This is a genomic window from Lentibacillus sp. L22, assembly GCF_040812445.1.
Lineage (GTDB): Bacteria > Bacillota > Bacilli > Bacillales > Amphibacillaceae > Lentibacillus_C > Lentibacillus_C daqui.
The window spans coordinates 123,402-137,050 of the sequence record NZ_JBFNXI010000006.1 but is presented as its reverse complement, the minus strand read 5'-3'; the positions used below and the strand labels follow the sequence as shown (position 1 = coordinate 137,050).

Genomic DNA, 13,649 nt, shown 5'->3' with positions numbered 1-13,649 from the left:
GGCGTCGGCATACCCCTTTTGCAGGGGCACGTCATTTTTACCGGACTTTTTGAACATCCTCTAATAGAAGATTTTTAAGAAATGAGTGAAAAAAATGTGGGAACGATGGAAGAAAAGAATAGCAAACTTGTTTTTTACAGAGGTAATTGAAGAGGAAGAGGTTGAACGGAAACCACGGGATATCAACAGCTTACATGATCCGGATGTACATACCAAGGTTGTATATAAGTATCCAAATCGAAACTCATTTCATTTTCCAGTGATCCCTGATAATCCAAACCTGAATCGGGAAACGGACAGACCAGCATTTGAACGGAAACCCCAAAGACGGGATAAATATCAGAATCGTGTTAGAGAGCGTCCACTTGAACAAACATACAGGAGAAGAGAGGACCCTGCAGAACAAAAAGAAGAACCAGAAATAGTACAAAAACCAAGCAAACAAGTACAACCCAGGAAAGAGCCATTTCAGCCATCAGAGGTTCCGTCACCAATTTATGGGTTTCATAACCGGCATGAGGAAAAAGAGCTTGAGGATATCCCTGCATTTGTTCGCTACCAGCAACCGGAAATAGTACCAGAAAAATCCGAAACAGAAGAAATATCTGTTTCTGCGGAGAATGAAGTAGCAGCCGGGCAGATGGAATCGATAACTGCAGAGGAGCTTGATCCAGAACCGGCAATTATGGAAACCGAATCATCGGAAATACATGACGCTATTGATACTGGAACAGAAGAGATACAGTCAATTGAACCAACATATGAAAACAATGATTCAATAGTTATTGATCGCAAACCGGAGGAGCAATCTTCTTATAGCGACAGACAAGAACAAGAGATACAGCAACCTAATGAAGAAGCAAACAAGCAAGGTCCTGGTACATCACCTAATCGTGGCAAACAGAGGAACAAACGAAAACAAATGAACCGGCAAAATAATCAAAATGCAAATTCAAGTATTCCGTTTAATGTCATGATGAGTGCCAATGATAAACGGCATCATGAGCGAAAACAGCGGGTGGGCAGTATTCACCCCATTGCCACTAAGCAAAAGACAGATATTCCTTATCATTTACTGAATGATCCGGTTCCAACAAACAGTCAGGATCAGATTTGGGTAGCTGAGCAAAAGGAGCTGTTGGAGGAAACACTAAAACATTTTCACGTCAAGGCAAAGGTGGTAAACGCTACGCAAGGGCCATCTGTGACAAGATTTGAAGTGCATCCTGATATGGGTGTTAAGGTTAGCAAGATTAAAAACTTAAGTGATGATCTTAAATTAAACATGGCAGCAAAGGATATTCGCATTGAGGCACCAATACCCGGAAAAAATACGGTGGGAATTGAAATCCCTAATCCGAAGCCGCAAATGGTTGGTTTACAGGAAATTTTTGCGACGGAAGCCTTTAAAAACAGTCAATCCCCATTAACCATTGCATTAGGGTTGACGATTGAGGGATCACCGTTAATAACGAACATTAAAAAAATGCCGCATGGGTTAATTGCCGGTGCAACGGGGGCGGGTAAAAGTGTGTGTATTAACACCATTCTGATCAGCCTTATTTATAAAGCGAACTATAAAGATGTGAAATTTTTGCTGATTGATCCAAAAATGGTTGAACTTGCTCCATTTAATAGCATCCCACATTTGGTAGCACCTGTAATCACAGACGTAAAGGCTGCCACACAATCTTTAAAATGGGCTGTAAATGAAATGGAAGATCGCTACGAAAAGTTTGTCCAGGAAGGTGTTCGGGACATTGAACGATATAATCAAAAAATGAGCAGGGAAAATCGACCGGATGACAAGATGCCGTTTCTTGTGATTGTAATCGATGAGTTGGCAGATCTAATGATGGTTGCTCCACAGGATGTTGAGGATGCGATATGCCGAATTGCCCAAAAGGCAAGAGCTTGTGGAATCCATTTGTTATTGGCTACGCAGCGGCCGTCCGTCGATGTTATTACGGGATTAATCAAGGCAAACATCCCGACAAGAATTGCGTTTAGTGTTTCTTCACAAGTCGATTCACGCACAATTATTGATACAAGCGGTGCAGAAAAATTATTGGGAAAAGGGGATATGCTGTTTGTCGAAAACGGTGCAGGAAAAAGTGTCAGGCTGCAGGGAGCATTTGTCTCGGATGATGAAATCGAGCGGGTAACTAAATATGCACGCTCCATCGCCCCAGCCGAGTATTTATTTGAACAAGACGATTTATTGGAACAAGTTGCGGTTGATGGCGAGGTAGAGGATGATCTTCTGGAGGAGGCCATTAGGTTTGTTGTGCAGCAAAATAGTGCCAGTACATCCTTGTTACAGCGCCACTTTAAAATCGGTTATAACCGTGCTGCCCGTTTAATGGATACAATGGAGTTAAAAGGAATTATTGCCCAGCAAAATGGAAGCAAACCGCGGGAAGTTCTTATTTCTGATTCACAACTATCGATGGAGTGATTTTTTCCAATAAATAAGCCTGCTGCATGCCCTGTGATATTATACTTATCACAGGCGTGTGCTGGCACAAAAAATATACGAAAGAACGTCATTGGCTGAAAAAGTATATAATGCTGTAAAACCAAATTTGATGCAGACGGATCAGGAAAATTGGGTACTGCTATTATATTCTGACGGTAAAGAAAATATATTTTATTTTACTATCAATCAAGTTTTGCTATAATTATTTAATAGCTAGGCAAAAATGGATTAGTTTATCCTTTTAGACATATAGTTGGAGGTACTTGGTTATGACAACTTACCATTTTATTGGTATTAAAGGGACAGGAATGAGTTCCCTTGCCCATATACTTTATGATTCTGGAGAAAAGGTTCAGGGATCTGATGTGGAAAAGCGATTTTTCACACAAGAGGCATTAGAAAAGAAAAATATTCCGATCCTTCCCTTTTCAGAAGATAACATCAAAGATGATTATACAATTATTGCTGGAAATGCTTTTTCTGAAGATCATATTGAAATTAAAACGGCTAAACAAAAAGGGAATACATTTTATCGCTATCATGAATTTTTAGGTGAATGGTTAAAACAATATACAAGTATTGCTGTAACCGGCACTCACGGAAAGACATCGACAACTGGATTGCTGGCCCATGTTTTGGGTGAGACATACCCAATCTCCTTTTTGATTGGTGATGGTACCGGAAAAGGTCATGTGGAAAGTAAGTATTTTGTCTTTGAAGCATGTGAATATCGTCGTCATTTTCTGCAATATGAGCCAAATTATGCAATAATGACAAACATCGATTTTGATCATCCCGATTATTTTACAAGTGTTGAGGATGTATTCAATGCTTTTCAGTCAATGGCTGACAGGGTGAAAAAAGGGATAATTGCCTGTGGAGATGATGAGAAGTTGCAACAAATTCAGGCAAAGGTCCCGGTCGTTTATTACGGTTTTGCCGATACGAATGACTTTCAGGCACAAAATATAAGAGAAACCGAACATGGTACGGAGTTTGATGTGTTTGTTCGCAATACATTTTATGATACATTTAGAATACCATTTTATGGGGATCATAATGTTTTGAACGCACTCTCTGTTATTGCAATTTGTCATTATGAAGGAATGCGTGTAGAGGATATTAAAAAGATTAGTACATTTGAGGGCGTGAAGCGTCGTTTTACAGAAAAACAATGCGGCAGCCAAATTTTAATTGATGATTATGCCCATCATCCAAAGGAAATAGAAGCAACAATTGATTCCGCCCGAAAAAAATATCCGGATAAATCGATTGTCGCCATTTTTCAGCCACACACCTTTACAAGGACAAAAACATTTTTGCAAGAATTTGCAGATAGTTTAAGACTGGCGGATCAAGTGTTTTTATGTGATATATTTGGTTCAGCAAGGGAAGAGAATGGGAAGCTCACCATTAATGATCTGCAAAAACGAATTGACGGAAGTTCTATTTTAAATTTATCCCATACGCAAAATTTATATCATTACCCGGATAGTGTATTGATTTTCATGGGAGCCGGCGATATACAAAAATTTCAAAAGGCGTATGAAGATTATTTACAGTCGTTTCATCACAAATTAAAAAATGCGTAATATGGGAGAGCTGTGGAGTGGTTGCTATTGAATAGTGTCTACCTGTCTGTGATAGTAAAGGTGATCAGGCCAGACACCATTTAAAACATTTCGGACAGGCACTGATGTAAGCAATTCACTTTTATCGAAAATGGTGATACAAACCGGTATAGTTGAGAGATAAAAGTTTAATCGGGAAATTTACGGGTATGATTACTATATAGGTTGGTAATGATGATCCTCATATTCATAACTAATTATCAAAATACCGGTTTATCATAAAATACATACAATTAAAAGGAGTTGACGTAGGTGGGATACTTATTAGCAATTGCTGCATTTGTCTTTGCTGTAGCTTTCTGCGTATTGGTAGCATATGTAGCAGCAACGTTATTAGCAGCACGACGTACACTAAATAATTTGGCCAATACAATGGAAAATGTGGAGAAACAAATGCGTGGCATTACAAAAGAAACTGAGGAATTATTGAATAAAACTAATCAATTAATGGCAGATGTCGAACAAAAATCATCGAAAATGGATGGTCTTTTTGATGGAGTAAAAGGCATTGGGGAAACGGTAAAAGATTTTAGCCAATCATTAAAGCAGGTTTCAAGCAGTATCAGTAAATCCGCTTCAGAAAATCAGGATAAGGCATCTCAAGCAGTGAAGTGGGGATCAGCCATGTTTGACCTTTGGAAGAAAAATAAAAACAAATAGTGTTTTGAGGAGGAAAAGAATGGGAAAAAAACAAGATAATTCTACAATTGACACGAGGGATTTTATCATTGGGGCATTAATCGGAGGTTTTGTCGGTGCATCAGCAGCATTACTATATGCACCAAAATCTGGGAAAGACCTAAGATTTGATATTAATCAGGGGACTTCGCAATTGAGGGATCGGGCAGAAGACTGGAAAGATATTGCCTATGAAAAAGGATCAGAAGTAAAAAACAAGGCTGTCAGTTCTGCTGCCGATTTAACGAAATCAGTACAAAATAAATTGAAAAAACGTACAAAAGAAGATGAAGCATTAGAAGCAGCGGAAGAAGTTGCCGAAGCAATTGAACAAGCTGCGGATGAATTGGAAAAGAAGAAATAATTAACCTTTTTAAGACTAAGGGGGCTGCCTAAACCGGCAGCCCCCTGGTTGTTATAATTGATAAAATACCATGTTGGCAAGAAAATAATAATTAATATCAACTTTTTACTGACAAAGAGAAAAATTTTAGCTATAATGGTGACTAATTATTAAAATTTTTATCTTATTTAGACTAACTGGGAGGAGATCAACAATGAACAACAACATGGAACAACTGCGTGATTCGATGGATAGCGTTAACCTGGAATTGTTAAAGCTGATTAACCAACGTGCTGACATTGTGAAGCAAATTGGTGAAATAAAAGAACAACAAGGCATGAACCGTTTTGATCCCGTTCGCGAACGGGAGATGCTGAATAAACTGGTTGAAAACAACGATGGTCCATTTGAAAATACTACAGTGGAACATATTTTCAAGGAAATTTTTAAAGCAAGTCTTGAACTGCAAGAGGATGATCATCGTAAAGCATTGCTTGTATCGCGTAAGAAGAAACCGGAAGATACAGTAATTGATATTAAGGGTGAAAAGGTAGGAGATGGACAAACACATTTTGTCTTTGGGCCATGTGCAGTGGAAAGTTATGAACAAACAAGTGAAGTGGCGGCAGCAGTTAAACAAAGGGGTGTTAAGCTGCTTAGAGGTGGGGCATTTAAGCCGAGAACATCGCCATATGATTTCCAAGGGCTTGGAATTGAAGGGTTACAAATCCTTAAACGGGTAGCTGATGAGCATGACTTGGCGGTTATCAGTGAAATCGTTAATCCGGCTCATATCAAACAGGCAGCGGACTACCTTGATGTCATCCAAATCGGTGCTCGAAACATGCAGAACTTCGAATTGCTGAAGGCGGCCGGTGATGTGAATAAACCAATTTTATTAAAACGTGGCTTATCAGCAACGATATCGGAATTTATTAACGCTGCCGAGTATATCATTTCTCGTGGTAATGGTAATATTATACTTTGTGAACGAGGAATTCGAACATATGAAAAAGCGACAAGAAATACGTTGGATATCTCCGCTGTACCAATCTTAAAACAAGAAACCCATTTACCTGTCATGGTCGATGTTACCCATTCTACAGGTCGCAGGGATTTATTACTTCCAACTGCCAAAGCAGCATTGGCAATTGGCGCAGACGGTGTGATGGCTGAGGTACACCCTGATCCTGCTGTTGCCTTGTCCGATTCGGCTCAGCAAATGGATATTCCAACATTTAATTCATTCATGGATGAGCTGGAGAAATTTTCGACACAGGCCGTTCATTCTTAAGCAGCCGCACTTACAATTATTTTGACAGGTTTTTTTGAATGAAGGTTCACTTTATACTTTTTTAGTCTTCAAAAAAGGCTGATCGAGATTTTGATCAGCCTTTTTATTTTTTAAATCTTTATTTTGTGGTAGAGTAAGGTATATACATTTTAGAACGTGACAACGTTAGTTTAATTTCAGGAGGTTTTTAACAAATGAATATTACAATATACGATGTAGCAAGAGAAGCAAACGTATCCATGGCGACTGTTTCACGTGTGGTGAATGGAAATCCGAATGTGAAACCTGTAACACGAAAAAAAGTGTTGGCTACAATTGAACGGCTTGGGTATCGCCCCAATGCTGTTGCCCGTGGATTGGCAAGTAAAAAGACGACAACGGTAGGAGCAATTATTCCGGATATTTCCAGCATCTTTTTTGCGGAGTTGGCAAGGGGAATTGAGGATATTGCGACAATGTACAAGTACAATATGATTTTGAGTAATTCTGACCAAAACAAAGACAAAGAACTGCAGTTAATCAATACGATGCTGGGAAAACAGGTTGACGGGATTTTGTTCATGGGTGGAGATATAACTGAGGAACATGTAAACCAGTTTCAATCCTCATCTGTTCCGGTTGTACTGGCAGGTACATTCGATGAAACAGAAACCATCCCATCAGTAAATATTGACTATGAGGCTGCTTCATACGAAGCGACAAAGTTTTTATTGGATCAGGGTAATCAGCATCCCGCCTTTTTATCAGGACGTGATGGAACACTCATAAATCAACTTAAGCACGACGGTTATGTACGGGCACTAAAGGAATCAGGGGTTACTGTGAACGAGGAGTATGTGGTGGAAGGCGATTTCACCTATGATTCAGGTATTGAAGCTGCGGATCATTTTCTGTCACTCGACAATAAACCAACCGCAATATTCGTGGCATCGGATGAAATGGCATTAGGAGTTATTCATGGGGTACAGGATAAAGGACTGAACGTTCCTGAGGATGTCGAAGTGTTTGGATTTAATAATACCAGGATTGCGACAATGGTTCGTCCAACTTTATCAACGATTGTTCAGCCAATGTATGATATTGGTGCTGTAGCAATGCGGCTGTTAACAAAATATATGAATAAAGAAGAAGTAAGCGAGAAAAAAGTGGTTTTACCACATCGAATTATTCAGCGAGACTCAACAAATCGAAAATAATGCCGATATAATTATTTAGAGGGATGTTATATCTCCGGACATACAAGGAACTGTCCGGAAGATGCCCCTCTAAGATTCATCCGGATTTGGAGAGATAGAGATGAAAAAAACGGGATCTATTAACCCCGATCGGCATTACACTTGGCTTTATCATGATCATGCTGGCAATATTGACAAATGGAGGAAGCAAGGGTGCGGCTACGTTTCTTGATATTTCATCCATTTTTATTGTCATTGGTAGCTTAAATTGATCAGGGTAAACTTAATGCGATTTCCGATTCCTTCCAGGAGCGAATGATTTTTGACCTCTATCCATCTTCCTTATTAATGGACCGTTCAACTGATAAAAATGGTCAGCTGGAAAATGAACAGGATCCAAATGAAGCAATGAAATCACCTGCAAATAAACATACAAATGATCGAAATCAAGATGGGAAACCGATTCTTTGGATACATTAATGCGCGGGATATTGAGAGGTATCTGGATGAAAATAACCTGAATGATGTTATCTCTGCCAACCGAACAGAACGTGGGGTTGTACTGGTTTTACAGGATAGTATTTTATTTGATTCCGGAGAAGCGGTGATTCGTGATTCCGGGAAACCGTTTTTACATAAAACCTTGATAACAATCAAGAACAATTGGATGAGTGAAAGGGAGGTGGAATATTCCATCTCCCTTTAAATATATTTGTTGATTATTTCTGTTTCGTATATTTCAAGGCACTTAATAAAAATTTTGCGTTTTTTTCGGTGATCTCTGCTCTTCTTGGTATTTCCGGAACAATGGATGGTTCGTCATGCCAGTATTGCGGTAATGTAACCGGTGCTTGTGGCTGCCACTTTCTAAGCCACATATCGGGTATCTTGCCTGTTTGCGGCTGGCCTGTTTTCATGACATTCCATACTTGCGCCCATGCTCTGGGGACAGCACGCCACATATCGTAACCGCCACCACCTAAGGCGACCCAGTTTCCATTGCAATATTCGTGAGCCATTTTATGAGCCAACATCGGTATTCTTTCATAGGCAGTCATTGTCGTACAGAGATGTGTCAATGGATCGTACGTATGCGCATCAGCACCATTCTGTGTGACAATAATATCAGGTTTGAAGAAGGCGCATATTTCCTCAAACGCAGATTCATAAACCTGTAAAAAAGATTCATCTTCTGTAAATGCATCAACAGGAAGATTAAATGAATAGCCATGTCCCGCTTTAATTCCGCGTTCATTAACATTACCAGTGCCGGGAAATAGGTAACGTCCGGTTTCGTGAATGCTTAGTGTGCAAACATTTGGATCCTCATAAAAGGCCCATTGTACTCCATCCCCATGGTGTGCATCTGTATCCACATACAGGACCTTCACATTGTATTTTTTTCGTAAATATTTAATAGCGATGGCACCATCATTATAAACGCAGAAACCCGATGCCTTTCGTTTTAAACCGTGATGCAGTCCGCCGCCTAAATTAAGGGAGTGGGTTGATTTCCCTTCCAGTACCGCATCCACAGCATTTAAAGATCCGCCGACAAGCATGCTGGAGGCCTCATGCATATTGGTGAACACGGGTGTATCCTCGGTTCCAAGACCAAATTCCAATCCTTTTTCTTCAGGTAATTTACCTGTGCTTGCTTGTTTCACCGCCTGAATATATGCTTTATCATGAAATAATTCTAGTTCCGCGTCTGTTGCCTGTCTTGGTTCAATCATATCGGAGGGTTGAAGTGTATTAACGGCTTCCAATAATTCTTTTGCCAATACTACCCGCAGTTGATTAAAAGGATGATCCGAGTGAAAATGATAATTTAAATAGCTATCTGAAAACACAAAAGAAGCGTTGCAAGTCATCGCGTTGGCCCTGCCATATGGTTTGGCCATAACAGCTCATAACCCGCTTTTCGTAAATCCTCAATGACCGGAACCGGGTTCATTGTTTGGATGCGAAAGACAAGTATTTTATAATTCGGATCATCATGATATGGGTATACAAGTACAGATGTAATATTGGTTTTATGTTTGCCAAATATTGCTGTAACTTCGGGTAAGATACCAGGGCGGTGTGGAACCTTTAGTTCAATATGGGAACTTTGTACATTTGTCCCGGTTAGTTGAATTAACGTATGAAGCATATCCTTTTCAGTTACTATTCCGATAAGTTCATTATTGCTTACCACAGGAAGACAGGCAAATTCTTTCTCATAAAAGATACTGGCTATTTCTTCGACAAAATCAAGCGGATGAATGGTAATTACCGGCTGACTCATAATAGATTGCAATTCATGTTGTAATTCCGATTGGACTGCGGCTTTACTAAAAACAGATGGACTCGCATCCCGAATATCCCGATCCGATACGATTCCAATGACATGGTTTTTTTCGTTGGTGATCGGAATATGGCGTATATGGTGTTGTTGTAATAGCTGTAAAGCTTCGGCAATAGTTGCATCTGGTGGCAGTGTTTGTATATTTTTCGTCATAATACTTTCGACAAGCATTAAAATCCTCCTCTCATTGTACGGTGTTGATGGCGTTGTAAAAAACGTAATGTATCAAATCGGGCAATTGATTCCTCTGGTACATATTTACCAATCCGAACCATTAAACAGTTGGCCGGGTGCGAGATAATCTCAGGATCATCTGTTGGTGCAGGGGAAAGTCCACCGGCTGCCATCATTTTTTCCATAATGTTGCGATATCCCCAGACACTTAGTTTCGTGCCATCCAAATCCCAATGCCAATAATACTCAGTTGAGATAATAATATAATTTTCCATATAATCGTCCATCATGGAAACCTCCAGTAAACTGGAAGCGATTTTTGCTCCACGATATTTTGGGATAACCTCAATTGCACCCAGCTCAATGAGGTCATCCATATTAAATGTTGACCACCGTTCCAATGGATCAGGATGCAGATAAGTGACATAACCAATAATTGTATCTTCCGTCCTGGCAATAATCAGTCTGCCCTCCAGAAAATCGGCAATCTCCAATATAGCTGCAAATTGTTTATCGGCAGGACGAAATGCGGTTAAATCATTATGAAATTGGTATTTCCTCAATTCTGTTGATGGAAGCGGTCCTTCAATTGTAATCATCCCGTGCGGTGTATCCTTTGTTATGGCATGATATACCTTTGTATGATTCATTTACTCACCACCTTTTTATTGTTTTAAAGAATGCTATAGTTCCAGTATACAGGATTGTTTTATGAATTTTTAGCAAAGTGATCAATGTTTTGACAGATTTGCCGATGCATTTGTCAAAATTGTTACAATGGGGTAGTACAAAAAAAGAATGGGAGGAATGTCCACCCACTCTTTTTTAATCATCATTGTTCTTTTCTTTATTACCGTTTTTACTGCTCGCACCGTGGGTACCAATTTTCTCCCATTTTTCCCGATTTGTCCTTGGATACAAAATAGATAAATCGTTATACACGTCATAACCGTTTCGCTTTAAAAATTCCGGATTAAAGGCAATTCCTCCGCGACTACTGATTAAACTATCATCTGTTTGGCTGGGTACATATTTAGCGTTGTAGATATCCGAATTAACCAGACCGGCTTTTTCGCATGCATCCGATGGCAACATACCGGATGGTTCACAATAACTTTTGGATACAATGTTATTTGGCTTTTTAAAATGGTTTTGTGGTGCAACTAAATCTGGATTAATCTCCGCTGCTTTATTGACAAGCTTTGCCCACAACTTGACATTACGATCACTGTAGCCAAGGGAACAGCCACTGCACTTCAGGCTCTTTGGATGATCATAACCCATCCATGTTCCAAATGTTACATTCGGATTTGTCGCAACAAACCAAGTATCCTCCCAGTTTTGCGATGTACCTGTTTTACCTGCCCAATCTACACCGGGGTTTGCTAATTGGGAATTTAAGTAGGTTGCTGTACCATTTTTAATGACCCCACGCATGAGATCAAGTGTCAGATAGTTTGTTTGCGGTGAAAATACTTTTGTTGGCTTGCTTTTTTGATGTTTATAAATGACATCCCCATCCTTGGTAGTAATGCTATCAATCATATAGGCATCGACAAACTTGCCGTTATTGCCAAATGTTGTATAAGCATTGATATTTTCCTCGATACTAATCCCATCTGTTGGCTGGCCAAGTGCCAATGATTCATATTCGTGATCCCCATCTGTCAAGGTGGTGATTCCCATTTTTTCCAAATATTCACTGGCAGGATCGTCACCAATAATTTTTTGGTAAATTTTCACTGCTGGTATATTATGAGATTGTGCCAATGCTTGACGTGCCGATACGATTCCGTGGTAACCACCTGCATAGTTATTCGGACTGTAACTACCGGACATTTTATAATCCAAAATTGGCGTACCAGGCTGGATAACTCCTTTTTCCATTGCCGGGCCATATACAAGTAATGGTTTCATGGTACTTCCATTTGGCCTTTTAGCTGCTTTGGTTATGTGATTGACTTGGCTATTATCGTAGTCCCGGCCGCCAACGAAACTAATGATTCGGCCAGTTTTATTTTCGATTAACATTCCGCCTACCTGTACCGGTTCCATGATTTGAACTTCTTCGCCATTTTCATCTGTGACGGTTTCCGGTTTGTCCGGTCCATAGGTATCATATTCCTTAACGATTTTTTGGAAGGCATCGTACGTTTTTTTATCAATCGTCGAATGGACTTCATATCCTTTTTGTCGTAAATCGCGGTCAGCCAAAATCATATATTCTTTACGCAGCTTTTTGTCCTTTTGCAGATCCTTGTTTGTGTAACCATCTGACTTGGCTAATTTTTTGGCAATGATTTTTTTTGCTCGTGTCTCAATTTCTACAGTTAAATAAGGATACTTTTCCAGCGATGATTTTTTTGCCTTGGTAAAGTCAGCTGTGATGTCATAATCGATCGCTTTTTCATATTCCTTCTTGGAAATATATTTTTCTTCATACATCCGTTTTAACACTGATTTCATCCGTTTGATTCCAGGCTGTAAGTGTTCCTTCTTTTTTTTCTTCCCATTCGTTAAAAATGGTGTGTAGTAGGAAGGACTTTGTGGCAGCCCGGCTAAATAAGCAGATTGCGGTAAGTTCAGATCTTTGGCATCGATGCCGAAAACCCCCTGTGCAGCCGTTTGAATTCCTGCAATCGTTTGACCGGATGCATCCCTGCCATAGGGAATGATATTTAAATAGGCTTCAAGAATTTGGTCTTTAGTAAAGAAACGCTCCAGGCGCAATGATAATAATATTTCTTTTGCCTTTCGTTCAAATGATACTTCGTTTGTTAATATTTGGTTCTTAATTAGTTGCTGGGTTAACGTGCTGCCACCCGTCTTCACATCGGAATTGGTTGCCTCTTGAACAAGTGCCCGGACTATCGCTTTTGGAACAACCCCTTTATGCTGTTTAAAATTCTCGTCTTCTGTCGCGATAACAGCATTTATTAGTGCATCGGAGACATCTTTTAAGTCTACCTCATCCCTATGTATATCTGATTGGATCTCGCCAATATATTTGTTATCGGCAAAGTAAAGTCTGGATGTTTCCTCATAGTTGTTAATATCTTTTTCCATACTTGCATGGCTGCGAATTGGTTCATCTTTCACGAGCGAGGCAAAATATCCTGCGCCAATCCCGAAAGCAAAGAAACCGCCTATTATCCCAACAATAATAAAAAACAAGATAACATTCCAAACAACATCATATGTAACGCGGGAGGATCGTTGGAGCTTTCCCGTCCTCCAATACTCTTTGAATTTGTGCTTGTATTTTTGAAGCAATTGTTTGAATTGGTTCACAATATGACCTCCTAAATTTCATTATAGCATAGGTGTATTTTAAGTAGAATAAAGAATAATAGATTTTTCGTAAACACTTATGTTTTTGTGGTAAAATATGAAGTACAAGGATAACACGAAATATTACAGGATTAAACCAACATGAAAGATCAAATAGTTGCAATTTACCTGCTGATATGATAAAAGTAAATAATAATATATGTATAAAGCTAGGAAAGATCGCAGTAGTGAGGC

Annotated in this window: 12 protein-coding genes and 1 other annotated feature (1 of these 13 only partly in view); of the genes, 8 read left to right on the top strand and 4 right to left on the bottom strand. The window is 39.5% G+C overall.

Going from position 1 to position 13,649, the window contains the following annotated elements; genetic code table 11:
* Nucleotides 1-94: 94 nt before the first annotated feature.
* The 8 genes from ABRT01_RS05050 (at nucleotide 95) to ABRT01_RS05015 (ending at nucleotide 8,306) form a co-directional block, all read left to right on the top strand.
* Nucleotides 95-2,458: a DNA translocase FtsK gene (locus ABRT01_RS05050; protein WP_367746443.1), complete on the top strand. Its 2,364-nt coding sequence runs from the start codon at nucleotides 95-97 to the stop codon at nucleotides 2,456-2,458.
* Nucleotides 2,459-2,748: 290 nt separating this feature from the next.
* A complete protein-coding gene (gene murC, locus ABRT01_RS05045) occupies nucleotides 2,749-4,071 on the top strand; it encodes a UDP-N-acetylmuramate--L-alanine ligase (protein ID WP_269411967.1) in 1,323 nt (440 codons plus the stop codon).
* A gap of 291 nt (nucleotides 4,072-4,362) precedes the next feature.
* A complete protein-coding gene (locus tag ABRT01_RS05040) occupies nucleotides 4,363-4,770 on the top strand; it encodes a DUF948 domain-containing protein (protein WP_269411968.1) in 408 nt (135 codons plus the stop codon).
* A 19-nt stretch (nucleotides 4,771-4,789) separates the two neighbouring features.
* Nucleotides 4,790-5,152: a YtxH domain-containing protein gene (locus ABRT01_RS05035; RefSeq protein WP_269411969.1), complete on the top strand. Its 363-nt coding sequence runs from the start codon at nucleotides 4,790-4,792 to the stop codon at nucleotides 5,150-5,152.
* Nucleotides 5,153-5,345: 193 nt separating this feature from the next.
* Nucleotides 5,346-6,425 (top strand): bifunctional 3-deoxy-7-phosphoheptulonate synthase/chorismate mutase, encoded by a 1,080-nt coding sequence (locus ABRT01_RS05030; RefSeq protein ID WP_367746442.1) that lies wholly within the window; start codon nucleotides 5,346-5,348, stop codon nucleotides 6,423-6,425.
* A 194-nt stretch (nucleotides 6,426-6,619) separates the two neighbouring features.
* A complete protein-coding gene (gene ccpA, locus ABRT01_RS05025) occupies nucleotides 6,620-7,621 on the top strand; it encodes a catabolite control protein A (RefSeq protein WP_269411971.1) in 1,002 nt (333 codons plus the stop codon).
* Nucleotides 7,622-7,915: 294 nt separating this feature from the next.
* Nucleotides 7,916-8,080 carry a hypothetical protein gene (locus ABRT01_RS05020; RefSeq protein WP_367746441.1) on the top strand — a complete coding sequence of 55 codons (165 nt, stop codon included), beginning with the start codon at nucleotides 7,916-7,918 and terminating at the stop codon, nucleotides 8,078-8,080.
* The gene (locus ABRT01_RS05015; protein ID WP_367746440.1) at nucleotides 8,052-8,306 is read left to right on the top strand and encodes a hypothetical protein; all 255 of its coding nucleotides are present in this window, start codon (nucleotides 8,052-8,054) and stop codon (nucleotides 8,304-8,306) included. The genes ABRT01_RS05020 and ABRT01_RS05015 overlap by 29 nt, the downstream gene beginning before the upstream one ends.
* 13 nt (nucleotides 8,307-8,319) lie before the next feature.
* Here ABRT01_RS05015 and ABRT01_RS05010 read toward each other — a convergent pair whose 3' ends face one another.
* The 4 genes from ABRT01_RS05010 to ABRT01_RS04995 all read right to left on the bottom strand — a co-directional run bounded on the left by ABRT01_RS05010 (nucleotide 8,320) and on the right by ABRT01_RS04995 (nucleotide 13,415).
* Nucleotides 8,320-9,474, bottom strand: a complete 1,155-nt coding sequence (locus ABRT01_RS05010; RefSeq protein ID WP_367746439.1) for an acetoin utilization protein AcuC — start codon at nucleotides 9,472-9,474, stop codon at nucleotides 8,320-8,322.
* Nucleotides 9,471-10,121: an acetoin utilization AcuB family protein gene (locus ABRT01_RS05005; protein WP_367746438.1), complete on the bottom strand. Its 651-nt coding sequence runs from the start codon at nucleotides 10,119-10,121 to the stop codon at nucleotides 9,471-9,473. The genes ABRT01_RS05010 and ABRT01_RS05005 overlap by 4 nt, the downstream gene beginning before the upstream one ends.
* Nucleotides 10,121-10,774, bottom strand: coding sequence for a GNAT family N-acetyltransferase (locus ABRT01_RS05000; RefSeq protein ID WP_367746437.1), 654 nt, complete (start codon nucleotides 10,772-10,774; stop codon nucleotides 10,121-10,123). Before ABRT01_RS05000 ends, ABRT01_RS05005 begins: the two co-directional genes overlap by 1 nt.
* A gap of 175 nt (nucleotides 10,775-10,949) precedes the next feature.
* On the bottom strand, nucleotides 10,950-13,415 hold the full coding sequence (locus ABRT01_RS04995) for a transglycosylase domain-containing protein (protein ID WP_367746436.1): 2,466 nt from the start codon (nucleotides 13,413-13,415) through the stop codon (nucleotides 10,950-10,952).
* 202 nt (nucleotides 13,416-13,617) lie between these two features.
* Nucleotides 13,618-13,649, top strand: a binding site (T-box leader) (it continues 196 nt past the right edge of the window).